Origin of the sequence: Actinosynnema sp. NPDC049800 (assembly GCF_040656635.1) — a bacterium.
Classification (GTDB): Bacteria; Actinomycetota; Actinomycetes; order Mycobacteriales; family Pseudonocardiaceae; genus Actinosynnema.
Genome location: NZ_JBFAMT010000003.1, coordinates 114093 through 139455, shown reverse-complemented (window position 1 = coordinate 139455; position 25363 = coordinate 114093). Strand labels below are relative to the sequence as shown.

Genomic DNA, 25363 nt, shown 5'->3' with positions numbered 1-25363 from the left:
TGCCGCTCAGACCGGCTCGGCCAGGTCCGCTTCCGCTTCCGCGCGACGGGGCAGCGGTGGCCGCGGTCGGCTCGGGTGGTTCGCGATCAGCACCGGGGCGGGTGGGGCGCCGTCCTGGGCGACGGGCTCGGGGAGCGGCTGGTGCTCGTACCAGGTGTAGCCGAGGAGGCCGAGGGCGCTCCAGGTGGCCGGGCTGGACGCGTAGAGGGCCAAGCCACTGCCGAAGCCGAACTTGGTGAAGCCGTTGGCGACGGGTGGTCCGTCCGGCCCGATGCCGAAGACCAGCGGGAGCGGGTAGAACTTCCGCGAGCCGTAGAAGCCGAGGACGTCGACGAACTTCTGGACGTCCTGGGTGCAGCCGGTCGCCAGGGCGTTGAGGTCCGGGTTGCACTTCCACTCGGTCAGGATGAGCGGCGTGGCGGGCGTGACCGAGTTGGCGTTGAACGCGAGGTCCACCCGCACCTGCGTCCCCCCTGTCCGCTGCGCGGGGAACTCACGCCGGTAGTCGAAGTCCCCGTAGCGGTACTTCAGGTAGCGCAGGAAGTTCACGAGCGCCCAGTTCTCGTAACCGCCGCCGCCGACGAGGTTGTTGGCGGCGGCGAAGTCCGGGTACTGGTAGTCGAACACGTCCTTCATGCAGGTGTCGAGGGCGTCCGGCGTGAGCGGGAAGGGCATCGGTGTCCTCCGACGGTGACGGCGGGCGAGGTGCGCACCGCGCTTGACTGGGCGATGGCCACCGTCCCACGCGAATCCGGTCCGGAAGCGGAACGTCCCACTTCCGAGAGGGTGTCACCCGGCGGGAGTGGGATCCGGGGTGCGCGGACCTCACGGCGGGTGGTCGTCCGACGGTTCCGGTTGGTGGTCTGGACCTATTGACAGAGAGGTCTAGACCTATTTACGGTTCGGTGGCTGCGTCGTGGCCGCCGCCTCGTGCAGGAGGTGTGCCGGTCGTGCCCAAGAGAACCAGGTTGTCGCCGCTCGTGGCGTTGTTCGCCGCGGTGGCCGGACTCGTCGTCGCCGTCGTGTCCCCGACACCGCCCAGCGCCGCCGCCGCGGGGGAGGAGTGCCGTCCCGACGGCCTCTACCAGACCCCCGGCGTCGCCGTGCCCTACTGCTCCGTCTACGACACCGAGGGCCGGGAGTCGTTGGGTGCCGCCCACTCCCGCCGCGTCATCGGCTACTTCACCAGTTGGCGCACGGGCCGCAACGGCACGCCCGCCTACCTGGCGTCCGACATCCCGTGGACCAAGGTCACGCACCTCAACTACGCGTTCGCGCACGTCGACGCGCAGAACCGGGTCTCCGTCGGCCCCGACGGCCCGGACAACGCCTCCACCGGCATGACCTGGCCGGGCGTCGAGCTCGACCCGTCGCTGCCGTACAAGGGTCACTTCAACCTGCTCAACAAGTACAAGAAGCAGCACCCGAACGTGAAGACGCTGATCTCGGTCGGCGGTTGGGCGGAGACCGGCGGCTTCCTCAACCCGGACGGCACGCGCAACGCCTCCGGCGGGTTCTACCGGCTCGGCGCCCAGCCTCAGTCCACTGTGGACGCGTTCGCCGACTCGGCCGTCGACTTCATCCGCAAGTACGGGTTCAACGGCGTCGACATCGACTACGAGTACGCCACGTCGAACAACCACGCGGGCAACCCGGACGACTTCTGGATCTCCAACGCCAACCGCGGCACGCTGTGGGCGGGCTACGAGAAGATCATGAAGACGCTGCGGGAGAAGCTGGACCGCGCCTCGGCGCAGGACGGCAGGCACTACCTGCTCACCGCCGCCGTGCCCGCGTCCGGCTGGCTGCTGCGCGGGCAGGAGGCCTACCAGGTCACCCGCTACCTCGACTACCTGAACGTGATGAGCTACGACCTGCACGGGTCGTGGAACCACTTCGTCGGCCCGAACGCCGCGCTCTACGACGACGGCAAGGACGGCGAGCTGGCCGCCGGCGGCGTCTACACCGCGCCGCAGTACGAGGGCATGGGCTACCTGAACACCGACTGGGCCTACCACTACTACCGCGGCGCGATGCAGGCCGGCCGGATCAACATCGGCGTCCCGTTCTACAGCCGCGGCTGGCAGGGCGTCACCGGCGGCACGAACGGGTTGTGGGGCCGCGCCGCGCTGCCGGACCAGGCGAAGTGCCCGCCCGGCACGGGTTCGAGCGTCGGCTCGACCACCCCGTGCGGCAACGGCGCGGTCGGCATCGACAACCTGTGGCACGACTCCACGGCGGGCGGCGCGGAGGTGCCGTCGGGCGTGAACCCCATGTGGCACGCCAAGAACCTGGAGAACGAGATCACGCCGGACTACCTGGCGCAGCACGGCCTGGACCCGGCCAACGACCCGACCGACCGGGTCTCCGGCTCCTACACCAGGTTCTACGACAGCACGCTCACCTCGCCGTGGCTGTGGAACGCGGACAAGAAGGTCTTCCTGTCCACTGAGGACGAGCAGTCCATCGCGGCCAAGGCGAAGTACGTGGCGGACAAGGGCATCGGCGGCATCATGATCTGGGAGCTGGCGGGCGACTACCGCTTCGACAGCGCCAAGGGCCAGTACACGGTCGGCGACACCCTGCTCACCAAGATCAACGAAGGGTTGCGCGGCGCGGCGCCGTACGGGGCGCGCAAGGCCGCCGGCACCATGCCGAACCAGGTGCTGGACGTGAGCGCCACCGTCTCCGGGTTCGCGCTCGGCGACAGCAACTACCCGATCACGCCCAAGCTGAAGCTGACCAACCGCTCGACCACCACCCTGCCGGGCGGCACGAAGATCGAGTTCGACTACGGCACCAGCGCGCCGGGCAGCATGGCCGACCAGTCCGGCTTCGGGCTGCGGGTCACCGCCAAGGGGCACTCCGGCAGCAACGTCGGCGGCCTGAGGGGCGACTTCCAGCACGTCGAGCTGACGCTGCCCACCTGGCAGTCGCTCGCGCCCGGCGCGTCGGTGGACGTGGCGCTGAGCTACCAGCTGCCGATCGCGTCGCCGTCGAACGTCAAGCTCACGTTCGACGGCCGGTCCTACGCCATCGCCTCCGACCACCCGCGTGGCGGCGGCGGCACGGACCCGACCAGCAGCACGACCACCACCACCACCACGACCGACCAGCCCAGCTGCACCGTGCCCGCGTGGGACCGCGCCAAGGTCTACAACGGCGGCAACGAGGTCTCCCACCGGGGCAAGCGCTGGCAGGCCAAGTGGTGGACGCAGGGCGAGGAGCCGGGCACGACCGGCGAGTGGGGCGTCTGGCGCGACCAAGGCGCCTGCTGAGGGGCGTCCGACCTGCCCTGACGTGCCGCTGAGGCATCCCTTACCCGCCGTCTGCCACCCCTTACGGCGGCGGGTAAGGGGACCAGCGCCGCAACCCACGTGAACGCCCGATGCCCGCACCCCCGCCTCAGGACGACTCTTCGTGTCACCAGAGAGAAGCGAAACGACACGAGGAGCAAGTCATGGAGTGGACGCCCGAGTCCTTGAAGGCGGAGATCGACTACCGGCAGGCCGCCCTGCGCGCGGACGCGGCGCACTACCGCGTCGGCCGGCAGACCCACGCGGCCAGGCGGTCCTGGTGGCGGCGGCTCGGCCACCAATCCGGCCCGGACGTGCCAGGCGCCGGAAATGGCCACCGCGACGCCGCCTGAGGTGTGACAGCATGCCTGGTGTGGCACGCATCGGTTCCGGAATCCCCTTGGTGGCGCGTAGCCGGGAGATGACCAGGCTGCGCGCCGCCCTCGACGCCGCCGCGCGCGGCGAGGCGGGTGCGATCCTCCTCGCCGGCGACGCGGGCGTCGGCAAGACGCGGCTGGTGGACGAGCTGGCCGCGACGGCGGGCGACGCCCTCGTGCTCAACGGCCGCTGCCTCGACGTCGGCGAGACCGGCCTGCCGTACCTGCCCTTCACCGAGGCGTTGGGGCAGGTGCGGGAGGCCGGTCTGCTCGACGTCGCGGCCCGGCCCGCGCTGGGCCTGCTGCTGCCGGAGCTCGCCCTGCCCGCGGGCCACGACGGCAGCACGTCGGTGTCCGGCCTGCCGTCGCACCTGGTCGGGCGGCGTCCCGAGCAGGACGTCGGCCAGCTCCAGCTGTTCGACGCGGTGCACGGCCTGCTCGGCGAGCTGGCCGAGGAGCGGCCCGTGCTGCTGGTGCTCGAAGACCTGCACTGGGCCGACGCTTCCACCCGCTACCTGCTGTCGTTCCTGTTCTCCCGGTTGCGCGCGCAGCGGCTGCTCGTCGTCGGCACCTACCGGTCCGACGACCTGCACCGCAGCCACCCGCTGCGACCCCTGCTCAACGAGCTGGTGCGGCTGCCCGCCGTGCAGCGGCTCGACCTGACCCCGTTGAGCGCGATCGACGCGCGCTCGTTCGTCGCCGCGCTGGCCGACGACCTGCCCGACGACGTGGTGCTCGAGGTCGCCGAGCGCTCGGACGGCAACCCGTTCTTCGCCGAGGAGCTGATCGCGGTCGCCTGCTGCGGTGACCGCGAGGTGCCGTGGACGCTGGCCGAGGTGCTCCTGGCGCGCATCGAGGGCCTTTCCCCGGACGCGCAGCGCCTGGTCCGGGTGGCGTCGGTCGGTGGCCGGTCCGTGCGCCACGGCCTGCTGCGCGACGTGGCCGGGATGGACGACGTCGGCCTGGACGGCGTGCTGCGCGAGGCCGTGCAGCACCACGTGCTGGTGGTCGACGGCGCCGAGGTGTACACGTTCCGGCACGCCCTGCTGCGCGAGGCCGTCTACCACGACCTGCTGCCCGGTGAACGCGTGCGGCTGCACTCCGCCTACGCGGACCGGCTGGCGTCGTCCGACGACCGCGGCGCCGCCGCCGCGCTGGCCCACCACAGCCTGGAGTCCCACGACCTGCCCCGCGCGCTGCGGGCGTCGGTCGACGCCGGGCAGGAGGCGCGGGCCGCCGGGGCGCCCGCCGAGTCGCTGCGGCACCTGGAGCAGGCGCTGAAGCTGTGGCACGCGGTGCCCGCCGACCAGCGGCCACCGGGCCTGACCGAGCTGTCGTTGCTGCGCAGCGCGTCGTGGGCGGCGGGCACGGCGGGCCAGCCCGAGCGGGCCATCGCGTTCGCCCGCACCGGCACCACCGTCATCGACGAGTCCGACCCCGAAGAGGCCGCCGTGATGTGGCGGCGCTTCGCGCAGGCGTTGCAGGTGCTCGACGGCACCGACGAGGAGAAGTACCACGCGGTGGAGGAGGCGTGGCGGCTGGTCCGGGACCGGCCCGCGAGCCCGGCCCGAGCGTGGGTGCTGGCGGTGTGGGCGGCGTGCCTGCGGCACGACCGCAAGTACGTCGAGGCACGTGAGCGCGCCGAGATGGCGGTGGCGGACGGCCGCGCGGTGTGCGCGGAGTCGGCCGTGGCCGACGCGTTGACCACGTTGGGCCTGCTCGACGAGCCCGAGGGTCAGGTGTCGCGGGCGCACGAGCACCTGACGGCCGCGGTCGAGTGCGCGATGCAGGCGGACGCGGTCAGCACCGAGCTGCGCGCCCGGTACTTCCTCGGCCTGCACCACTACGACCTCGGCGAGCTGGCCGAGGCCGGGCGGGTGTTCGACGAGGGCGTGGCGCGGGCCAAGGCGACCGGCCTCACGTGGAGCTCGTTCGGCCTGGAGCTGCGCATCCTCCAGGTGCTGACCAGGTACTACCGCGGCGAGTGGGACGGCGCGGCGACCGCGGCCGAACCGCCCGGCCTGCGGGTCTCCAGCACGGTGTCGGCGCGGCTGGCCGCGGCGGGCACGCACGTGGCCGTCAGCCGGGGCGAGTTCGAGCAGGCCGAGCGGATGATCCGGGAGCTGCGCGCGGACTGGCACCGCGACCTGCAGATCGCCCTGATCACCGGCGGCACGGGCGCGGAGCTGGCGTTGTGGCGCGGCCGGCCGGAGCTGGCCGTGGACCGGGTCGCGGACGCGATCAGCTGGTCGCGCAAGGAGGGCGAGTGGATGCTGGCCGGCATCCGGCTGGCCGCCCTGGGCGTGGCGGGGCACGTGGAGATCGCCGCGCGGGCACGGCGGCGCAAGGACCACGCGGCCGAGGAGCAGGCCGTGCTGGCCGGCCGGGAGCTGGCCGAGTACGCCCGCGCGACGGCCGAGATGGGCAGCCCCCGGTCGGGCGAGCTCGGCCCCGAGGGGCGGGCGTGGCTGGCGCGCGCCGCGGCCGAGGAGTCGCGGTTGACCGGCGCGGGCGAGGCGGACCTGTGGCGGCGCGCGGTCGACGGCTTCGGCTTCGGGTCGGTGTTCGAGCAGGCCGTGTGCCGGTGGCGGCTGGCCGAGGCGCTGCTGGGCGCGGACCGGCGCGACGAGGCCGCGGCGGAGTTGCGGCTGGCGAGCGCGGTGGCCGACGAGCTGGGCGCGGCGCCGTTGCGCGAGGCGTTGGACCTGGTCGCGCGGCGGGCCAGGGTGGCGTTGCGCGACGTCGGCCCGCGTGACCGGGTCGACCCGTTCACGCCGCGTGAGCGGTCCGTGCTGGAGCTGGTGGCGCTCGGCCGCACCAACCGCCAGGTCGGCGAGGAGCTCTACATCTCGGAGAAGACGGTCAGCGTCCACCTGAGCCGGATCATGTCCAAGCTCGGCGCGAGCCGACGGGCCGAGGCGGTGGCCAACGCGTTCGACCGCGGCCTGCTCGACCTGCCCGGACACCCCGTCGGGCAGGAGCCGTCAGACCTCGGGACTAGTGCCCGTCATCCCGCCGGCTGACCTCCGGTTCCGCCGCCGAGGTGACGCCTGCCGATCCGCGTGCCCCCTAGCTTTCTCGACGTCAGCCAGACCCGAGGAATTGAGGGAGCATGTCCGCACTGGTGTCCGATGTCGGAACCCGCACCGCCGTAGCCGCCGCGAACCTGGTGAAGGTCTACGGCAAGGGCGACACCGCCGTGCGGGCGCTCGACGGTGTCAGCGTCGAGTTCGCGGCGGGCCGCTTCACCGCCATCATGGGGCCGTCCGGGTCCGGCAAGTCCACGCTGATGCACTGCCTGGCGGGCCTGGACAACGTCGACGGCGGGAGCGTGCACATCGGCGGCACCGAGATCACCTCGCTGGGTGACAAGGAGCTGACCCGGCTGCGCCGCGACCGGGTCGGGTTCGTGTTCCAGGCGTTCAACCTGCTGCCCACGCTCACCGCCGAGGCCAACATCCTGCTCGGCCTCGAACTGGCGGGCCGCAAGCCCGACCGCGAGTGGTTCGACACCATCGTGGACGTGCTCGGCCTGCGCGACCGGCTCAAGCACAAGCCGACCGAGCTGTCCGGCGGCCAGCAGCAGCGCGTGGCCTGCGCCCGTGCCCTGGTCGCCCGGCCCGACGTGGTGTTCGCCGACGAGCCGACCGGCAACCTCGACTCGCGCTCCGGCGCCGAGGTGCTCGACTTCCTGCGCATGTCCGTGCGCAAGCTCGGCCAGACCGTGATCATGGTGACGCACGACCCGGTCGCCGCCTCCTACGCCGACCGCGTGGTGCTGATGGCCGACGGCCACCTCGCCGGCGAGATCGACAACCCGACCGCCGACTCCGTGCTGTCCGCCCTCAAGCACCTGGGTGCGTGAGGGGATGCTGCGCACGATCATCGCGGGCCTCAAGGCCCGCACCGCGCGGCTCGTGCTGTCCTCGGTGGCGATCGCCCTCGGCGTCGCCTTCGTGACCGGCACGCTGGTGCTGGGCGACGCCATGAACGCGAGCCTGCGCGACGAGTTCGCCAAGGACGCGCGCAACGTCGACGTCTCGGTGACCGTGGACGGCAGCGCGTCGTCCGGCGAGTCGTCCACCGAGGTCCCGGGCATCTCCCCGGAGACGCTCGCGAAGATCCGGCAGGCCCCCGGCGTCGCGGGCGCCGACCCGCGCGACTTCCAGCAGGTGCCGCTGGTCGCCGCCAACGGCAAGGCGAAGCCCGCGTGGGCCGTTCCGCTGGCGAGCAACGAGAAGCTGCGCGAGTTCGACCTGGCCGACGGTCGCTACCCGACCGCGGCCGACGAGATCGCGGTCGACAAGCGCACCGCCACCACCGCCAAGCTGACGATCGGGCAGCCGGTCGTGTTGCTGGGCAAGGAGGACGTGCGGCACACGTACACGCTCGTCGGCACCTACCAGCAGGGCACGAACCAGCTGTCGCTGGCGGGCTACGACCACGTCGGGCTGACGCCCGAGGCGTTCCAGGCGCTGGAGCCCGAACGCCCGCCGTACCAGGTGGTCGCCACCGCCGCGCCCGGCTTCACGCAGCAGCAGGTGGTGGACAACGTCCGCAAGGCCATCGGCGGCACCGGGTTCAAGGTCCAGAGCGGCGAAGAGCTGACGAAGGAGACGCTGGAGCGGGTCGAGTCCCGGTCGGGCGAGTTCACCACGCTGCTCCTGGCGTTCGCGATCATCGCGCTCGTCGTGGCGGCCATGGTCATCTACAACACGTTCACCATCCTGGTGGCCCAGCGCACCCGTGAGCTGGCGCTGATGCGCTGCGTGGGCGCCAGTCGGGGCCAGGTGTTCCGGGGCGTGCTGGCCGAGGCGCTGGTGATGGGCCTGACGGCGTCGGTGATCGGCCTGTTCGGCGGCATCGGCGTGTCCGCCCTGCTGCAACGGGTGATGTTCTCGTTCAGCGGCGGCGAGGGCACCGTGCTGCTGCCCGTGACGGTGACGACCGTGCTCGCCGCGTTCGCGGTCGGCACGCTGGTGACCGTGCTCGCCGCCGTGCTGCCCGCCCGCAAGGCGACCAGGGTCGCGCCGGTGGCCGCGCTGCGCAGCCAGCCCGACAGCGGCGAGGAGGTCTCCCGCACCGGTGTGGTGCGCGTGCTGACCGCCGTGCTGTTCGGCGTGATCGGTGTGGGCGCGGTGGTGTTCGGCATGAGCCTGGAGGACGAGGAAGCGGCCATGCTCACCAGCGGCGCGGGCACGATGGCGTTGCTGGCCGCGGTGCTCGTGCTGGGTCCGCTGCTGGTCGGCCCGGTCAACCGGGTGCTGGGCGCCCTGCCGCGGGCGTTGCTCGGCGTGCCGGCCAAGCTGGCGTCGGCCAACGCCGGCCGCAACCCCAAGCGCACCGCCGCGACCACCGCGGCGTTGATGATCGGCGTGACGATCGTGTCGCTGGTGACCGTGGTCGCCAACAGCGCCAAGGAGACCGCGAACGCCGAGATCGACGAGCGGATGCCCGCCGACTACACGGTCACCTCCGCGGTCTACGACCGGCCGCTGCCCAAGGAGCTGGCCGAGCAGCTGGCCGCCGTGCCGGAGGTGGCGCAGGTCGCGCCGACCACCGTCGTCTACGGGGAGCGCGAGTACTTCACCGGCATCCCGCGCGACGCGCTCGGCACCCTGTTCCGGCCGACGGTGACCAGCGGGTCGCTCGACGACCTCGGCGACGGCACGGTCGCGGTGAACGCGCAGTACGCCAAGCGGCAGGGCGTGTCGGTCGGCCAGGTGGTGACGGTCGAGACGGGCCGGGACGCGTCCCAGCAGCTCAAGGTCGTCGCGGTGGTCGAGGGCCAGCGGCTGTCCGACGGGATCATGACGATCGAGACGTCGATGCGGTTCAAGCAGGCCGCCGAGGGCTACGACAGCATCCTGGTCAAGCTCAAGGGCGGCGTGGCCAACGGGCGCGCGGCGGTCGAGAAGGTCACCGACCCCTCGCCGCTGGCGGTGCTGGACAGCGCGGCGGAGACCAAGGAACAGCTGAACCAGCAGCTCAACCAGGTGCTGGCGTTCATCTGGGCGTTGATCGGGTTGGCCGTGGTGATCGCGTTGTTCGGCATCGCCAACACGTTGACGCTGTCGGTGCTGGAGCGCACGCGCGAGTCGGCGTTGCTGCGGGCGCTGGGGCTGACGCGCGGCCAGCTGCGGCTGATGCTGGTGGTCGAGTCGGTGCTGATGGCGTTGATGGGCGCGGCGATCGGGCTGCTGCTCGGCATCGGGTTCGGCTGGGTGATCACCGGCGCGTTGTCCAACGACACCATCTCGGTCGACCTCGTGGTGCCGTTCGGGCAGATCGGCGTGATGCTGGCCGGCGCCGTGGTGGCCGCGGTCGTGGCCGCCGCGCTGCCCGCCCGGCGTGCCGCCAGGACCTCGGTCGTCGCGGGGATGGCCGAGGCGTGAAAGACCCGGTGGCCCGCTCTTCTTCGGGGGAGGAGCGGGCCACCGGGTCTCACGCCGTGATGGACGCCAAGTGTTCCCGAACCCTCTCGGCGTCTGCGGACCTCTGTTGGATCTCGAAGAGTTCAAGCGCCTCCCGCCAGGCGGTCCGTGCTTCGTCGTGTCGTCCCACGGCCCAGAGCGGGTGTCCGAGCCCTTCCAAAGCGTCGGACGTCAGGTAGATGTTCTCCATCATGTGCTGGGCGGCGGTCAAGGCCAATTGCCATACGGTGATCCGGTGATGTAGGTGCGCGCGGCGGATGTGGAAGATGTCCATGCTCCAAGCCAGTTGGCACACCCCGTCGTGCCAGGCGTGATCGGCTGCGGTGAGCTGGGCGGCGAGCAGACAGAGGTGTTCTGCGGTCATCCACGCCAGTGCCGCTGGTCCGTCAGGGGCTATCGACCGTCACCGCACAAAACGGGTCGCCGTGGCCGAGCACCGGCTCGGCCGGTGTGCGGCCACGATCGCCTCGGATGTCACCCCCATGCCTCTCCGGGACGGAAGCGGCGCGGTGGCAGGCCTCAGCCGGCACCGCCCACAGCGCGCGGAGCGCGACCTCTAGCGCGTCCAACTCGTCGGCGGACAGCGGGCCGGATGACGGGTCGAGGCGATGACGGCCCGCCGCCGTGCGACGCGGGTCACAGGAATTCTCGCGAGCGCGCGTCACATCCGGCCGCGAAACGCCTCTAACAGGGTGCCGGGTGGCCCGGGCGAGGGCCGGGCCACCCGGCTTCGCCATTGCCGCCGCCGGGCTCACGGAACGTGCGCGACCGTCACGATCGCCGCACGAGAGCGCTTCAGATTGTTGCGGAACGGTGTCGACCGGTCCTTCCCGGGTTGACAGCGGGGACCGGGACTCACAAGTGTGAGAGCGCTCTCATGAGAGCGCTCTCACGGTGTCGGGTCGTACCCGGCGAGTGCGTCGAGGAGGACGGATGAGCAGGACTCTGGCCGGTCGGGCGACGTCGATCACCGCGGTGGCACTGGCGGCCACGCTGGTGGCGGCCTGTGGTGGCGGGGGAGGTGACGCGGGCGACGGCAAGATCAAGCTGTCGATCGGGGTCTTCTCCGACTTCGGCTACACCAACCTGATCAAGGAGTACCAGGCGTCGCACCCGAACGTCGAGATCGAGCAGCGCACGGTCAAGATGGAGCAGCACCACACGCAGCTCGCCACGCAGCTCGCGGGTGGTCGGGGCGCCGCCGACATCGTGGCGATCGAGGAAGGCAACATCACCCAGTTCCGCCAGTCCAAGGACAAGTTCGTCAACCTCGCGGACCACGGCGCCAAGGAGCTGGAGAGCCAGTGGGCCGCCTGGAAGTGGAACCAGGGCACCACCGACGGCGGGAACTTCGTGCTCGGCCTCGGCACCGACATGGGCAGCCTCGCCCTGTGCTACCGGCGTGACCTGTTCGAGGCGGCCGGCCTGCCGACCGACCGCGAGCAGGTCGGCGAGCTGTGGCCGACCTGGGAGAAGTACCTCGAGGTCGCGGACACCTTCACCCGGAAGCTGCCGGACAAGAAGTTCGTCGACACCGCGCAGAACGTCTACAAGGCGATCCTCGACCAGACCGAGGAGGGCTACTTCGCCAAGGCCGACGACTCGTTCATCGGCGACCGGAACGACAAGGTGAAGCAGGCCTTCACGCTCGCCGCGAGCCTCGGCGAGAAGAAGCAGACCGGCGCGCTGGCCCCGTTCAGCCAGGACTGGAACGTCGCGCTCAAGCAGGCGTCCTTCGCCACCACCACCTGCCCGGCCTGGGCGCTCGCGCTGATCAAGGCCGGCGCCGGCGACGAGGCCTCGGGCAAGTGGGACGTGGCCGCGGCGCCCGGTGGCGGCGGCAACTGGGGCGGCTCGTTCCTGGCCGTGCCCAAGCAGACCAAGCACCCCGAGGAAGCCTACGAGCTGGCCAAGTGGCTGACCGCGCCGGAGCAGCAGAAGCGGATCTTCAAGGAGACCGGCAACCTGCCCAGCGAGCCCGCCGCGTACAAGGACCCCGAGGTCACCGCGACGACCAACGAGTACTTCAACTCCGCGCCCGTCGGCCAGATCTTCGGCAACTCCGCCGAGAGCCTCAAGCCCACCTACCGCGGCACCAAGGACTCCAAGGTGACCCCGGTCTTCGGCAACGCCCTCTCTCGCGTGGAGACCGGCAAGCAGTCCACTTCGGACGCTTTCGACCAGGCCGTCCAGGAAGCGCGGGACGCCGCCAAGTGACGGTCGCACCGGAACGGGCGACGGCGGGGCGGGGCTCCGGTCCCGTCCCGCCGTCGGCGCAACGCCTGTCGTGGCGGGACAAGCTGGGCCGGCTCGACGCGAAGTACACGCCGTACGTCATCATCGCGCCGTTCTTCGTGGTGTTCGGCATCTTCGGCCTCTACCCGCTGCTGTACACCGCGTGGGTGTCGCTGCACGAGTGGCAGCTCATCGACGGCGACCAGGGCTTCACCGGCCTGGCCAACTACACCGAACTGCTGTCGGACAAGAACTTCTGGAACGCGCTGGGCAACACGGTCAGCCTGTTCCTGCTCTCCACGATCCCGCAGCTGTTCGCCGCGCTCGGCCTGGCCGCCCTGCTGGACCGGGGCCTGCGCGGGCGGGCGTTCTGGCGCGCGGGCGTGCTGCTGCCGAACGTGATCTCGGTGGCGGCGGTGGCGCTGGTGTTCGCGCAGCTGTTCGGCCGCGACTTCGGCATCGTCAACGCCCTGCTCGGCTTCGTCGGGATCGACCCGGTGGACTGGCGCGCGCAGACGTGGGCCTCGCACCTGGCGATCAGCTCGATGGTGGTGTGGCGCTGGACCGGCTACAACGCGCTGATCTACCTGGCCGCGATGCAGTCGGTGCCCAAGGACATGTACGAGTCCGCGATGCTGGACGGCGCGTCCCGCTGGAGGGTGTTCTGGTCGATCACCGTGCCGAGCATCCGGCCCACGATCCTGTTCACCGTCATCGTGTCGACCATCGGCGGCATGCAGCTGTTCGTGGAGCCGCAGCTGTTCGACCCGGGCGGCACGGCCACCGGCACCGGCGGCGACGACCGGCAGTTCCAGACCTTGGTGATGTACCTGTACGAGAAGGGCTTCCGGTTGTTCGACGCGGGCTACTCCTCGGCCATCGCGTGGGTGCTGTTCCTGGTGATCCTGGTGGTCGCGGTCGTCAACTTCACGGTGGCGCGGCGCATCGCGTCGAAGGGGTGAGGCCGGTGACCACGAAGCGACTCACCCGCTCGGGGCCGATCGCGTACGCGTTGCTGGTGGTGGTCCTGCTCGCGTCGGTGTTCCCGCTGTACTACTCGTTCCTCATCGCCAGCAAGGACAACTCGGCGCTGGGCGACGCGGTGCCGTCCTTGGTGCCGGGCGGCAACCTGATCGACAACCTGACCAGGGTGTTCGACACCGTCGACTTCTGGCTCGCCATGCAGAACTCGATGGTCGTGGCGGGCACGGTGGCGATCAGCAACGTCGTGCTGGGCACGCTGGCCGGGTTCGCGTTCGCCCGCTTGCGGTTCCGGGGCGGCAACTCGCTGTTCCTGATCGTGGTCGGCACGTCGATGGTGCCGACGCAGCTGGGCGTCATCCCGCTCTACATGCTGATGTCGGACCTCGACTGGTACGGCACGCTGCAGGCGGTGGTCGTGCCCGCGCTGATCGGCGCGTTCTCGGTGTTCTGGATGCGGCAGGCGTGCGAGGAGTCCGTGCCGTACGAGCTGATCGAGGCGGCGCGGGTGGACGGGTGCTCGGTGCTGAAGACGTTCTGGCACGTGGCGTTCCCGGCCGTGCGGCCGCAGGCGGCCGTGATGGGCATGTTCACGTTCATGACCGCGTGGAACGACTTCTTCTGGCCGCTGATCGTGCTGGATCCCAACGACAGCCCCACGGTCCAGGTGGCATTGTCGACGCTGGCAAGCGGTTACTACACGGACTACTCGCTCATGCTGTCCGGCGCGTCGCTCGCGGTGCTGCCGGTGGTGGGGATCTTCATCCTGCTGGCGCGGCAGATCGTCGGCGGGATCATGCAGGGCGCTGTGAAGGGGTGAACTCGGAGATGACGACAACGGACCCGGACACCGGGGTCCGGCGGGACGTGCTGCGCTTCCCACCGGACTTCCGGTGGGGCGCGGCGACGGCGTCCTTCCAGATCGAGGGTGCGACGACGGTGGACGGTCGTGGTCCTTCCATCTGGGACGCGTTCGCGGCCAAGCCGGGCGCGGTGTTCGGCGGCCACACCGGCGAACCGGCGTGCGACCACTACCACCGCTACCCGTCCGACGTGGAGCTGATGTCGGAGCTGGGCCTGGGCTCGTACCGGTTCTCGCTGGCGTGGCCGCGCATCCAGCCGGTCGGCGCGGGCCGCGTCGAGCCGAGGGGACTGGCGTTCTACGACCGGCTGGTCGACGAGCTGATGGGGCGCGGGATCGAGCCGGTGGTCACGCTGTACCACTGGGACCTGCCGCAGGCGTTGGAGGAGGACGGCGGGTGGCGCAACCGTGACACCGCCTACCGGTTCGCCGAGTACGCGGCGCTGGCGCACGAGCACCTGGGCGACCGGGTGCGGCAGTGGACCACGCTGAACGAGCCGTGGTGCTCGGCGTTCCTCGGCTACGCCAACGGCGTCCACGCGCCCGGCGTGGTCGACCCGAAGGCGTCGCTGGAGGCCGCGCACCACCTCCTGCTCGGGCACGGCCTGGCCGTGCAGGTGATGCGGGACCAGGCGCCGGACGACCACGAGCTCTCCATCGTGCTGAACTTCTGCGCGCTGGCCGTCGACGACGACTCGCAGCTGGACGCGGCGCGCAAGGTCGACGGCCTGCAGAACCGCCTGTTCCTCGACCCGCTGGGCGGCCGGGGCTACCCCCGGGACGTCGTCGAGGACACCGCGTGGCTGGGCGACTGGACCGCCGTGGTGCGCGACGGGGACCTGGACGTGATCGCCTCGCCGATCGACTGGATGGGCGTGAACTACTACAGCCCGACCCGCGTCGCCGCCGCGGCCGACCCGCTCGTGGTGACCGAGGGGCCGTTCCCGGGCCTGCGGGGCGTGGAGCTGCTGCCGCCGCGCGGCGAGCTGACCGGGATGGGCTGGGAGGTCGACGCGAGCGGCCTCACCGAGCTGCTGGAACGCCTCCAGCGCGACGTCGGCCTGCCGCTGGTCGTCACGGAGAACGGCTCGGCGTTCCCGGACGTGGTCGAGGACGGCGAGGTGGTGGACGAGCAGCGGACCCGGTACCTGGTCGACCACCTGCGCGCGGTGCACCGGGCCATCGAGGCGGGCGTCGACGTGCGCGGGTACTTCGCGTGGTCGCTGCTGGACAACTTCGAGTGGGCGGAGGGTTACAGCCAGCGGTTCGGCATCGTGCACGTGGACTACGACACGCAGGTGCGCACGGTGAAGCGGAGCGGTAGGACGCTGGCCGGGGTGATCGGCGCCAACGCCGTCCCGGCCGCCGGGCACGACCTGCCGTGACCTGTCGGTCGGGGGCCGCATGTCGCCGCGGCGGCCCCCGCCCGGCTCTTATGCCGCAGATCACGCGCACCGCGCGACTTGGGCCGAACCTCGCGAACTACGCGGACTCGCGGCGGACCAGGGTCGTGGGCAGGACCTCGCGCCGCGCGCGGATCGTCTCGCCGCGCAGCAGCCGCAGCAGGTGGGTCACCATGTGGCGGACCTGCGCGCTGGTGTCCTGCCGCACGCTGGTCAACGACGGGGTGGTGTGCGGCGCGATCATCGGGTGGTCGTCGAACCCCACGACGGCCACGTCCTGCGGCACCCGCTTGCCCGCCTCGCGCAACGCGTCCAGCACGCCCGCCGCCATGTGGTCCGACGCCACGAACACCGCGTCCAGGTCCGGGACCCGGGCCAGCAGCGACTCCATCGCCTTCTTGCCGCCCTCGCGGGAGAAGCCGCCGTCCGCCGTCATCAACGCCGTGGTCTCGTCGTCCGCGCCGACCGCCGTGCGCCACCCGGCCAGCCGGTCCATCGCCGAGTGCTCGTCCAACGGCCCCGTCACCGAGACGATCTTCTTGCGCCCCAACGAGATCAGGTGCTCGGTGGCGAGCAGGCCACCGCCCTCGTTGTCGTGGTCGACGGTGTGCAGCCCGCGCAGCGAGCCCCACGGCCGACCCGCGTACACCACCGGCAGCGGCAGCTTGCGCGCCACCGCCGGCAGCTGGTCGCCCTTGTGCGGCACGAACAACAACGCGCCGTCCACGTGCCCGCCCGCCAGGAACCGCTCCGCGCGGGCCTGGTCCTGCGGCGAGTGCACGAGCATGAGCACCATCTGCACGTCCGCGTCGGCCAGCGACCGCGCCGCCGAGCGGATCAGCCACGCGAAGTGGGGGTCGTCGAAGATCTTCGGCTCGGGCTCGGAGAACACCACCGCCACCGCGCCGGAACGCCTGGTCACGAGCGCCCGCGCGGCCTGGTTCGGCTGGTAGCCCAACTCCATCACCGCCGCCGTGACCGCCTCGTGCGCCTCCGGGCTCACCCTGGGCGACGCGTTGAGCACCCGCGACGCCGTCGCACGGGAGACGCCGGCCTTGGCCGCCACGTCCTCCAACGTGGGCCGCGCGCCTGAGTGCGATTGAACCGACACGAGCACCACTCCTCGACGATCGCCCTACGAATCCCAGCTTAGCCGGAGGCGACCTGCCGGGAAGCGCTCTCAAGACGACCCGGACCGGTGACGCGCGGCCCGTCGGTGGCGATCGACACCCGCAGCAACCCGTCCTCGCGGCGCACCGAGGTCGGCAGCCCGGCGCGCGCCGCCGTGCGGACCAGTCCCGTCTCGGCGGGCAGGCACCAGCCGACCAGCTCCCGGTGCCCGGCCGCCCGCGCCGCGCCGGCCAGCGAACCGAGCAGCGCGGTGCCCACACCGCGCCCCTGCCACCCGTCCTCGACCAGCAACGACACCTCGGCGCTGGCGGGCGTGGGCATCGGGATGAGCTGGCCCATGGCGACCACCCGGTCCGCGCACTGCGCCACCACCGTGCTGCCGCGCGGCGGGCTGAGCAGCCGGTGCAGCCACCGCCTCGGCACGGTCCGCATGCCCGAGTGGTAGCGCTGGAACAGGGTGCCCATCGAGCAGCGGGAGTGCAGCTCGGCGACCGCCTCCTCGTCGCCCGCGCGACCGGGCCGCAGCACGAGCGCCATGCCGTCGTCGGTCAGCAGCGCGGTCGGCTGGGGCGTGGCCGCGCCGGCGGCGGACAGCAGGTCGATCAACGCCTGCCCGCGGGCCAGCTCGACCTGCGTGAACGGCGCCCAGCCTCGTTTGATTGCCGCTGCTCCGCAGACGGCGGGCGAGGTCGCCTCGAAGTCGGGCGTTCGCGCCTGACTTTCCGGCAATCGAAAAACGTGATTGCCGGAAAGTGAGGCGCGAACGCCCGACGCGACCTCGCGGTCGTGGTCGGGTCGGGTGGGGGAGGTGGCCTCGGGGTCGGCGGGGGTGATGACCACCGAGTCGGCGCCCATGACGATGCGCAGGGCCTCACCGATGGCGTTGGGGTCGTGCAGCCCGAGGGCGGCGGCGCGCAGCGCGGCCGTCGGCGCGTCGACCAGGTCGCGCAGGTCGGCGGCCGTGATGCCGACGCACCGGCCGCCCTCGGCGCGCACCGCGTCCACCAGGTCCGCGGGCAGCAGGCCCGGCGCGGCCTGGACCACGAGCTCGTCCAGCACGCCGCCGGGCACCGGGATCACGGACAGCGCCAGCACGTTGCAGTCCTGGTGCGCCAGCCGGACGGTCACCCGGGCCAGGGCGCCCGGGCTGTCGTCCAGCTCGACGCGCAGTCGCCAGGTCTTCGGTGTGGTGTCCATGCGACCAGGCTGGACGGCCCACGTTGCGGTGGGGCGACGTGGGCGTTTCGGCGACGTGAGGACTGACCCCCGCGCGCTCAGTCCCGGCAGTGCGGCGGCGGCAGCGGGTTGAGCGGGCTGCACGGCCACTCGGTGTTCTTCACCGTGGTGGTCGTGGTGGTCGTCGTCGGAGCCTCGGTCGAGGTGTCCGGCGGTGGCGGCGGCGCGGCCGGTGGCGGCGTCGTCGTGGTGGTCCGGACCGCGGTGGTCGAACTCGGCGCCGCCGAGATGGCGTCCGTGGTGACGGAGCTCGGTGGCGTGGTGACGCTGCTGGTCGACGGCCGACCGGTGATCCACGTCGAGGCGGGGGTGTCGGCCTGCTGATCGTCGTTCACCCCGTCGAGGTACACCCCGATGAGGACACCGGTCAGCGCCGACGCCGCCACGGCCAAGCCGCACGTGGCCCACAGCACCCGCACAGCAAGCCTCCTAACAGAACGCACTTGTGGCGCAACGGTGAGCGGCTGAACAGTACCGCCCGCCGGACCGACCTCACCCGACCCAGTGCACCTCGGTCGGCCCGGTCATCCGGTCCACCTCGTTGAGCACGGCTTTCCGCGCCGCAGCGGACAACGAGCGGAACGGCTCGAGGGTGACGGCCACCCGGCCGCCCTTGCGCTCCTGCGACCACACGCCGGCCAGCATCCCGTCCACCATGAGTACCGGTGACAGCCATCCCTGCGGTCGGTACACCTTTTCGGGGGTCCCACCATCGAGAAGGTGCGTGGCGTGGCGTGTCGCCGCGACGACGTACTGGTCGAACGCCGGCAGCAGCCGCACCGTCCGCACCGGCTCCGCCTCGCGCAAGCTCTCGACGTCCTCCGCCCGTGCCCAAAAGGCCGCGCCCTCGACGTCGACGGGCTCGATCCGGTCGCCGAGCGCCTTGAACACCCGCCCGCCGTCGGCCGGCGTGACACCCCACCAGCGCGCGAAGTCCTCCCTGGTCGCGGGCCCCTGCTGGGCCAGGAACCGCAGCGCGATGTCCTCGACCGCGCCCTCCCGCGCCGCCAGGTCGACCCCGAGCCAGGTGCGCGGGGCGGTGAACCGGACGAACTGGCCCTCGCCGGGCCCGAACACCAGCCTGCCCTGGAACGACGCGGGCTTGAGGTACGCGCCCCAGCTCTCCCGCAGCTTCTCGCCGATGTGCGCGGACGTGCGCGCGGCGACCTCGTCGGCCAGCTCGGCGCGGGTCAGCACGCGGTCGGCCAGCACCTCGCCGACCGCGTCGACCAGCGTGGTCAGCTCCTCGGCGGTGATGTGGAAGTTCCGCAGCCACACCGGCTTCAGGTAGTGCCGGTAGGTGGCGAACCCGGCCTGCCACAGCGGGTACTCGGCGGCGGGCAGCAGGTGCAGCGTGCCGCGCATCGACCACGTCTTGACCAGCGCGCGGTCGGTCCACAGCGCCCGTTCGACGGCGTCGTCCGCGAGCCCGTCGACGCGTGCGCGCAACGTCGCCTCGGCCGAGGACATGAGCTGGGCGTGCAGCCCGCACAGCCGCGAGACCACCGCCGCGGCCTCGTCGGCCGGTCGTCGGGCGTCGAGGTGGTGCCTGCGGGTGCGCCAAGCCGCGACCTGCCGCCACGTCACGCTCACCGGCGCTCACCCCGGTTCGGCCCGGCCGAGAGCCTGCGTTCCAGCACCGCCGTGCCGAGCACGCGGGCCAGCACGAGGCCCGCGCCGGCCAGCCCCGCCACGAGCACCGCGCCGGTCATGTGCCAGGTCGGTGAGTCACCCGTGCAGGTGAACACGTCCGTGAACTTCTCCGAGGAGCAGGTCACGTACGGCACGGAGGCCAGGCCGATGCTCGCCGCCGCGACCCCGCCGAGCAGCGCGGACCCGAACGTGCGCATCAACGGGAACGCGGCGTTGGCGGCCCCGACCGCGGCGATCAGGAACAGCAGCGGGACCGGGTGCGGGAACGGGCCGAACGCGGCGCAGCCCACCATGAGCGCGCACACGATCGCCAACCCGGCCCGTTCACCCACCCGGCGACCCTAACAACGCCGGACGGCAGACGTCAGAACTTCGTAATCGGGTTTTGCCCGCAGACCGGCGTCCGGTTCGCCAGAGTTGTCCGGTAGACGGGTCGACTTCGGAAGGCGTGAGATGTCCAAGCGGGTAGTGGTGATCGGGGTGGCCGGCGTGCTGGCGGTCGCCCTGGTGGTGGGGCTGGCCCTGTTCCAGCCGTGGCGGCTGGTCACCGACCGGACGGCCGACGAGGCGTTGCTGCTGCCGGCCACGACGACGGTCGGGTCGACGACGACGGCTCCCGCGACGACGACGGCTCCGGTGACCACGACGCCCGCACCGCCCGCGGGCCCGGTCGCGCTGGCCTCCGGACCGTTCCGCTCGCTGGAGCACGCGACGACCGGCAGCGCGACGCTGGTCCGGTTGCCCGACGGCGGCCACGCGGTGCAGTTCGAGGCATTGGACACCAGCGACGGGCCGGACCTGTACGTGTACCTCTCGGACAAGGCATCCGACTCGCCCGAAGCGGCATTCGGCTCCGGTTTCACGAACCTCGGTGAACTGAAGGCGAATCGGGGCAACCAGGTCTACCAGGTGCCCGCCGGCACCGACCTGACCGCGGTGCGCAGCGTCGTGATCTGGTGCAAGAGGTTTTCCGCCGGTTTCGCGGTAGCGCCGTTGGAACAGGGCTGACACATAGGCGAAACAAATACGGGGTGGTCTGGGCCACTTATAGCCTTTTCGCAGTATTGACGTATCTGGTCTAGACCACATACAGTGGTAGCACCACAACGTCCCTCGTTGGTGGGCGGGCGGATGCCCCATCGACGAGGAGCCGGCTCACTGGGGTGGGCCACCGTTGGCGGCGGCGCGGCGCTCTCTCTCCCCGTTCCGCGCCGCCGCACACGGCCTGCGGACCACCGTGATGCACACTGTGAGTGATGCTCACCAGGACCATCGCCATCCACTACGTCAACGCCGCGCTGCGCGGCGCCGTGCGGCGTGGTCACGACGTCGCGCGGCTGCTGGCGACCGCGGGCATCGGCGAGGCCCTGCTCTCCGATGAGCGCGCGCGCGTCACCCCGGCCCAGTACACCAAGCTCATCCAGGCCTTGTGGGACGCGCTGGACGACGAGTTCATGGGCCTCGGGCCGCGACCGAGCAAGCGCGGCACGTTCCCGACGATGTGCCTGCTCGCCGTGCACTGCGCGTCACTGGAGGACGCCCTGCGGCGCGGTCTGGCGTTCTACGAGCTGTTCGACGTGCGGCCGGCGATGGCGTTGGGGGAGCACGACGGCGTCGCCGCGTTCACCCTGTCCACGGAGGGCGTGGACGACCCGGACCGGTTCCTGGTCGAGTCGCTGCTGGTGCTGTGGCACCGGTTCTCGTCGTGGCTGATCGGCCGGCGGATCCCGTTGCGCGGGGTCGATCTCGACTATCCGGAACCGCCGCACGGCGCGGAATACCACCTGATCTTCGGTGCTCCGCTGCGGTTTTCCGCACCCGCCACCACGTTGACTTTCGACGCGCGGTTTCTGCGGATGCCGGTCGTGCAGGACGAAGCCGCATTAAGGCGGTTTCTGCGGAATTCACCCGCCGAGTTGCTGTCCCGGCGCGATTACGGCGCGGACGCGTCCAGCCAGGTGCGGCGGATGCTCGGCGGCGGCGTGGTGGGGCTGGAGAACGTGGCCGCGCGGCTGGGCGTGAGCGCGCCGACGTTGCGGCGGAAGCTGGCGGCCGAGGGCACGTCGTTCCGCGAGGTGCGCGAGCAGCTGCTGCGCGACCAGGCCGTCGCGAGCCTGGTGCGCGGCGGCGAGTCGGTGGAGGAACTGGCGCTGCGGCTGGGTTTCTCCGAGGCGAGCGCATTTCACCGGGCGTTCAAGAGGTGGACGGGCGCCAGTCCTGGAACCTACCGGGGTGGTGGGGTTGGCTGACGTCGCCGGACGGCCGATCGGGTCGTCAACTGCGGCCGAACGGCCGTGTCCGGCGAATCGTCAACACGGTGAACTTACATCGCGTAAGTTCCTCACCCATCCCTGCGGGAGTGCCCGTGTTCCCTCGCCCTCGCTCCGCCGCCCTGGCCGCGTCGCTGGTCCTCGCACTGGCGGCGGCCACGCCCGCGGCCCACGCCGACCCGCCGACCGCTCCTCCCTCGCCGTCCGTCGTCGACCTGCCGGGCGTCGCCGTCGCGCCCGCGGTCGACCCCGCCCGCCGCATCGAGACCGCCAGCACCACCCGGCCGGTCGCGCCGGGCGTGTCGCTGAGCTCGTTCGACTGGTACGAGCCGGGCGGCGCGGGCGGGTGGATCCGCGGCGACGCGCTCACCGTCGACCTCACCGCCGGGACGAAGGTCGACTACCTGCACCCCGGGCAGGTCGCCGCCGCCGAACCGCTGTCCGCGCAGGCGAACCGGACCCGCGCGGTCGCCGCCGTCAACGGCGACTTCTTCGACATCAACAACTCCAACGCGCCGCGCGGCGTCGGCGTCCAGGACGGCCGCACGGTCAAGTCGCCCGTCGCCGGGCACCGCCGCGCGGTCGGCTTCGACGCCGCGGGCGTCGGCCGGGTGATGGAGGTGTTCTTCGACGGGAAGATCACCCGCGCGGACGGCACGTCCATCGGGCTGGACCAGCTCAACAGCGCCGCCGTCGAGCCCGGCGGCGTGGGGCTGTTCGACCCGATCTGGGGTTCCTACAGCCGGGCGCGGGCCGTGCAGGGCGCCACCCGCGTGACCGAGGTCGTGGTGCGCGCGGGCGTGGTCGCCGAACGGCGCGACCGGGCGGGTGACGACCCCGTGCCCGCCGACGGCCAGGTGCTCGTCGGCCGGGAGGCGGGCGCCGACGCGCTCGCGAGGCTGGCCGTGGGGGAGCGGGTCGCCGTCGAGCACACGACGAAGGCCGACGACGGCAGCGCGTTGCGCGCCGCGATCGGCGGGAACCAGTTGCTGCTCGAGGACGGCGAGGTCGTCGCGCCCACCGATCCGCTGCACCCGCGCACGGCGGTCGGCTTCTCGGCGGACGGCAAGAAGATGTTCCTGCTCACCGTGGACGGCCGCCAGGGCGCCTACCTGCTCGGGTTGAACCTCCAGGACGTGGCCGCGATCCTGAAGGAGATGGGCGCGCACAACGCGCTCAACCTCGACGGCGGCGGCTCGTCCACCCTGGTGGCACGCACGCCCGGTGCGGAGACCGTGACGGTGGAGAACACGCCGTCCGACGGCGGCGAGCGGCCCGTGCCGAACGGGCTCGCGCTCTACGCGCCGACCGGCAGCGGGCAGCTCACGGGCTTCTGGGTGCGCACGGCGATCGACCCGCGGGCCGCGCCGGGGTCGGACACCGTGCCGGGCGGTCACCCGGAGCGCGTGTTCCCCGGCCTGACCCGGCGGCTGGTGGCCGACGGGCACGACGAGACGTACGGCCCGGCGCGGGACGACGAGCACCGGTGGCGGACGGCGCGCGCCGACGTGGGACGGGTGGACGACGACGGCGTGTTCCACGCGCGCCGGCCCGGCACGACGACGGCCGTGGCGCAACGCGGCGGCGTGACCGGCGAGGTGGAGCTGACCGTGCTGGGCGCGTTGGCCGGGCTGTCGGCGACCACGAGCCGGCTGAGCCTGCCCGAGGTGGGTGGGACGAGCGGGTTCGGCGTGGTCGGGCGGGACGGCGACGGGTTCACCGCGCCGGTCGAGCCCGCGGACGTGTCGCTGGACTACGACCGCTCGGTGATCGGCGTCGCGCCGGGCGCCGACGGCTCGCTGCGGGTCACCGCGCTGAAGCCGGGTGCCACGACGGTCGTCGCGCGGGTCGGGTCGCACGTGGTGCGCGTGCCCGTGACCGTGGGGCTGGAGGAGCGGCTGATCGCCGGTTTCGACGACGGCGCGGCGTGGACGTTCGGGTCGGCGCGGGGCTCCGGCTCGGTCGCGCCGGTGGCCGAGGGGCGCACCGGGGCCGGGCTGCGGATGACGTACGACTTCTCGAAGTCCACCGGCACGCGGACGGCCTACGCGATCCCGCCGAAGCCGATCGAGGTGCCGGGGCAGCCGCTGGCGTTGGGCGCGTGGGTCTACGGGCACGGTCGCGGTGAGTGGACGGCGTTCACCGTCACCGACTCCTCGGGGCTCAGCCGGTCGCTCTACGGGCCGTACATCACCTGGACGGGGTGGCGCCACCTTGAGGTGCCGGTGCCGTCGGGGCTCGCGTTCCCGTTGCGGGTGAACAGGTTCTACACGATCGAGACCAAGGCGGACCGGCAGTACACCGGCGAGGTGCTCGTGGACGACATCGTGGCCAAGGTGCCGCCCGCGGTGGACCTGCCGGTGGTGGACGAGCCGGCCGACCGGTTCGTGGTGCAGGACGGCACGGTGGCCGACCGGCCGTGGCGGTTCGCGGTGATGTCGGACGCGCAGTTCGTGGCGCGCAACCCGGACAGCGAGCTGGTGCGCGCGGCGCGGCGGACGTTGCGGGAGATCAAGGCGCAGCGGCCGGACTTCGTGGTGGTCAACGGCGACTTCGTGGACGAGGCGTCGCCCGCGGACCTGACGTTGGCGCGTCGGGTGCTGACCGAGGAGCTGGGCGACGAGCTGCCCTGGTACTACGTGCCGGGCAACCACGAGATCATGGGTCCGGGCACGATCGACAACTTCCGGCGCGAGTTCGGGTCGACCAGCCGGGTGTTCGACCACAAGGGCACGCGGTTCGTGCTGCTGGACTCGTCGACCGGGACGGTGCGCGGCGGTGGGTTCGACCAGGCCGTGATGCTGCGCGACGCGTTGCGCGACCACGGTTCGGTGGACTCCGTCGTGGTGATGGAGCACCACCCGCCGCGCGACCCGACGCCGACCAAGGGCAGCCAGCTGTCCGACCGGATGGAGGCCGACGTGGTCGAGGACTGGCTGGCGGCGTTCCGGCGTGACACCGGGAAGGGCGCGGCGTTCATCGGGGCGCACGTGGGGCTGTTCCACGCCTCGCGGGTGGACGGCGTGCCGTACCTGGTCAACGGCAACTCGGGCAAGGCGCCCGCGGGCGAGGCGGGCCGGGGCGGCTTCACCGGCTGGACCATGCTGGGCGTCGACCCGCGGCGCGGCGACACCTGGCTGGCCGCCGAGATCCGCCCGCACGTGGACGGCCTGACCCTGACCGCCGAGCCCACCACCCGCATCGGCAGCCCGACCGAGGTGAGCGCGTCGATCACCCAGGGTTCCCGCCGAGTCCCGGTCGCCTACCCGGTGACGGCGGACTGGTCCGGCTCACCGAACCTGCACCTCGGCCAGGCCTCCGGCCTGCGCCCGTGGCACGTCGCGTGGCTCGACCCCGACACCGGCGCCCTGACCGCGCTGCGCCCCGGCCAGGTGACCGTCGCCGTCACCGTCAACGGCGTGACCCAACGCGCCGAGGTGGCCACGGCGTTCCCCGAACGGGGCCGCGCCACCGCCTGACCCGCG

The 25363-nt window shown here is 72.0% G+C and carries 19 protein-coding genes; 13 read left to right on the top strand and 6 right to left on the bottom strand.

All coding sequences use genetic code 11. The annotated features are described in order from the left end of the window. Window positions 1–6: 6 nt before the first annotated feature. Complete coding sequence (locus AB0I91_RS05905) at window positions 7–675, bottom strand: hypothetical protein (RefSeq protein WP_498785809.1); 669 nt, start codon at window positions 673–675, stop codon at window positions 7–9. A 275-nt stretch (window positions 676–950) separates the two neighbouring features. Here AB0I91_RS05905 and AB0I91_RS05900 point away from each other — a divergent pair, with 275 nt between their 5' ends. The 5 genes from AB0I91_RS05900 to AB0I91_RS05880 all read left to right on the top strand — a co-directional run bounded on the left by AB0I91_RS05900 (window position 951) and on the right by AB0I91_RS05880 (window position 10068). Beyond that, window positions 951–3278, top strand: a complete 2328-nt coding sequence (locus AB0I91_RS05900; protein ID WP_499607462.1) for a chitinase C-terminal domain-containing protein — start codon at window positions 951–953, stop codon at window positions 3276–3278. A gap of 182 nt (window positions 3279–3460) precedes the next feature. Next, window positions 3461–3649, top strand: coding sequence for a hypothetical protein (locus AB0I91_RS05895; protein ID WP_498785813.1), 189 nt, complete (start codon window positions 3461–3463; stop codon window positions 3647–3649). A gap of 11 nt (window positions 3650–3660) precedes the next feature. Beyond that, window positions 3661–6696, top strand: coding sequence for a helix-turn-helix transcriptional regulator (locus AB0I91_RS05890; RefSeq protein WP_498785815.1), 3036 nt, complete (start codon window positions 3661–3663; stop codon window positions 6694–6696). Window positions 6697–6785: 89 nt separating this feature from the next. Next, window positions 6786–7538, top strand: coding sequence for an ABC transporter ATP-binding protein (locus AB0I91_RS05885; RefSeq protein ID WP_498785817.1), 753 nt, complete (start codon window positions 6786–6788; stop codon window positions 7536–7538). Next, the gene (locus tag AB0I91_RS05880) at window positions 7531–10068 is read left to right on the top strand and encodes an ABC transporter permease (protein ID WP_499635501.1); all 2538 of its coding nucleotides are present in this window, start codon (window positions 7531–7533) and stop codon (window positions 10066–10068) included. Before AB0I91_RS05885 ends, AB0I91_RS05880 begins: the two co-directional genes overlap by 8 nt. 49 nt (window positions 10069–10117) lie before the next feature. Here the strand turns inward: AB0I91_RS05880 and AB0I91_RS05875 are convergent, their stop codons facing one another. After that, a complete protein-coding gene (locus AB0I91_RS05875; protein WP_499635498.1) occupies window positions 10118–10471 on the bottom strand; it encodes a hypothetical protein in 354 nt (117 codons plus the stop codon). Window positions 10472–11040: 569 nt separating this feature from the next. Here AB0I91_RS05875 and AB0I91_RS05870 point away from each other — a divergent pair. The 4 genes from AB0I91_RS05870 to AB0I91_RS05855 all read left to right on the top strand — a co-directional run bounded on the left by AB0I91_RS05870 (window position 11041) and on the right by AB0I91_RS05855 (window position 15570). Then, complete coding sequence (locus AB0I91_RS05870; protein WP_498785823.1) at window positions 11041–12324, top strand: extracellular solute-binding protein; 1284 nt, start codon at window positions 11041–11043, stop codon at window positions 12322–12324. Between the two features lie 65 nt (window positions 12325–12389). Next, the gene (locus tag AB0I91_RS05865; protein ID WP_498785833.1) at window positions 12390–13304 is read left to right on the top strand and encodes a carbohydrate ABC transporter permease; all 915 of its coding nucleotides are present in this window, start codon (window positions 12390–12392) and stop codon (window positions 13302–13304) included. Window positions 13305–13309: 5 nt separating this feature from the next. Beyond that, entirely contained in the window at window positions 13310–14143 is an 834-nt protein-coding gene (locus tag AB0I91_RS05860) for a carbohydrate ABC transporter permease (protein WP_498785825.1), read from the top strand. A gap of 8 nt (window positions 14144–14151) precedes the next feature. Then, the gene (locus tag AB0I91_RS05855; RefSeq protein ID WP_499607479.1) at window positions 14152–15570 is read left to right on the top strand and encodes a GH1 family beta-glucosidase; all 1419 of its coding nucleotides are present in this window, start codon (window positions 14152–14154) and stop codon (window positions 15568–15570) included. Between the two features lie 97 nt (window positions 15571–15667). Here the strand turns inward: AB0I91_RS05855 and AB0I91_RS05850 are convergent, their stop codons facing one another. Both AB0I91_RS05850 and AB0I91_RS05845 read right to left on the bottom strand, forming a co-directional pair. After that, a complete protein-coding gene (locus tag AB0I91_RS05850; protein WP_499635494.1) occupies window positions 15668–16654 on the bottom strand; it encodes a LacI family DNA-binding transcriptional regulator in 987 nt (328 codons plus the stop codon). Window positions 16655–16737: 83 nt separating this feature from the next. Next, a complete protein-coding gene (locus AB0I91_RS05845) occupies window positions 16738–17916 on the bottom strand; it encodes a GNAT family N-acetyltransferase (RefSeq protein WP_499635491.1) in 1179 nt (392 codons plus the stop codon). A 108-nt stretch (window positions 17917–18024) separates the two neighbouring features. Between AB0I91_RS05845 and AB0I91_RS05840 the strand changes: the two genes are divergently transcribed. Further along, window positions 18025–18279 (top strand): hypothetical protein, encoded by a 255-nt coding sequence (locus AB0I91_RS05840; protein ID WP_498782936.1) that lies wholly within the window; start codon window positions 18025–18027, stop codon window positions 18277–18279. 168 nt (window positions 18280–18447) lie between these two features. Here AB0I91_RS05840 and AB0I91_RS05835 read toward each other — a convergent pair whose 3' ends face one another. After that, window positions 18448–19548 (bottom strand): winged helix DNA-binding domain-containing protein, encoded by a 1101-nt coding sequence (locus AB0I91_RS05835; protein WP_499635488.1) that lies wholly within the window; start codon window positions 19546–19548, stop codon window positions 18448–18450. Then, on the bottom strand, window positions 19545–19940 hold the full coding sequence (locus AB0I91_RS05830) for a hypothetical protein (protein ID WP_498782940.1): 396 nt from the start codon (window positions 19938–19940) through the stop codon (window positions 19545–19547). The genes AB0I91_RS05835 and AB0I91_RS05830 overlap by 4 nt, the downstream gene beginning before the upstream one ends. Window positions 19941–20061: 121 nt before the next feature. On the opposite strand from AB0I91_RS05830, the gene AB0I91_RS05825 reads away from it, so the two are divergent. From AB0I91_RS05825 to AB0I91_RS05815, 3 genes are all read left to right on the top strand, one after another. Then, window positions 20062–20616, top strand: coding sequence for a DM13 domain-containing protein (locus tag AB0I91_RS05825; protein ID WP_498782941.1), 555 nt, complete (start codon window positions 20062–20064; stop codon window positions 20614–20616). Window positions 20617–20864: 248 nt separating this feature from the next. After that, a complete protein-coding gene (locus AB0I91_RS05820) occupies window positions 20865–21857 on the top strand; it encodes an AraC family transcriptional regulator (RefSeq protein WP_499607492.1) in 993 nt (330 codons plus the stop codon). A gap of 116 nt (window positions 21858–21973) precedes the next feature. Continuing rightward, window positions 21974–25357, top strand: coding sequence for a phosphodiester glycosidase family protein (locus tag AB0I91_RS05815; RefSeq protein WP_499635485.1), 3384 nt, complete (start codon window positions 21974–21976; stop codon window positions 25355–25357). Window positions 25358–25363: the final 6 nt, after the last annotated feature.

Bases quoted from the DNA above. Each gene is read 5' to 3' on its own strand.
- AB0I91_RS05905 (WP_498785809.1), bottom strand. From the start codon at position 675: ATGCCCTTCCCGCTCACGCCGGACGCCCTCGACACCTGCATGAAGGAC.
- AB0I91_RS05895 (WP_498785813.1), top strand. From the start codon at position 3,461: ATGGAGTGGACGCCCGAGTCCTTGAAGGCGGAGATCGACTACCGGCAG.
- AB0I91_RS05890 (WP_498785815.1), top strand. From the start codon at position 3,661: ATGCCTGGTGTGGCACGCATCGGTTCCGGAATCCCCTTGGTGGCGCGT.
- AB0I91_RS05885 (WP_498785817.1), top strand. From the start codon at position 6,786: ATGTCCGCACTGGTGTCCGATGTCGGAACCCGCACCGCCGTAGCCGCC.
- AB0I91_RS05875 (WP_499635498.1), bottom strand. From the start codon at position 10,471: ATGACCGCAGAACACCTCTGTCTGCTCGCCGCCCAGCTCACCGCAGCC.
- AB0I91_RS05870 (WP_498785823.1), top strand. From the start codon at position 11,041: ATGAGCAGGACTCTGGCCGGTCGGGCGACGTCGATCACCGCGGTGGCA.
- AB0I91_RS05855 (WP_499607479.1), top strand. From the start codon at position 14,152: ATGACGACAACGGACCCGGACACCGGGGTCCGGCGGGACGTGCTGCGC.
- AB0I91_RS05845 (WP_499635491.1), bottom strand. From the start codon at position 17,916: ATGGACACCACACCGAAGACCTGGCGACTGCGCGTCGAGCTGGACGAC.
- AB0I91_RS05825 (WP_498782941.1), top strand. From the start codon at position 20,062: ATGTCCAAGCGGGTAGTGGTGATCGGGGTGGCCGGCGTGCTGGCGGTC.
- AB0I91_RS05820 (WP_499607492.1), top strand. From the start codon at position 20,865: ATGCTCACCAGGACCATCGCCATCCACTACGTCAACGCCGCGCTGCGC.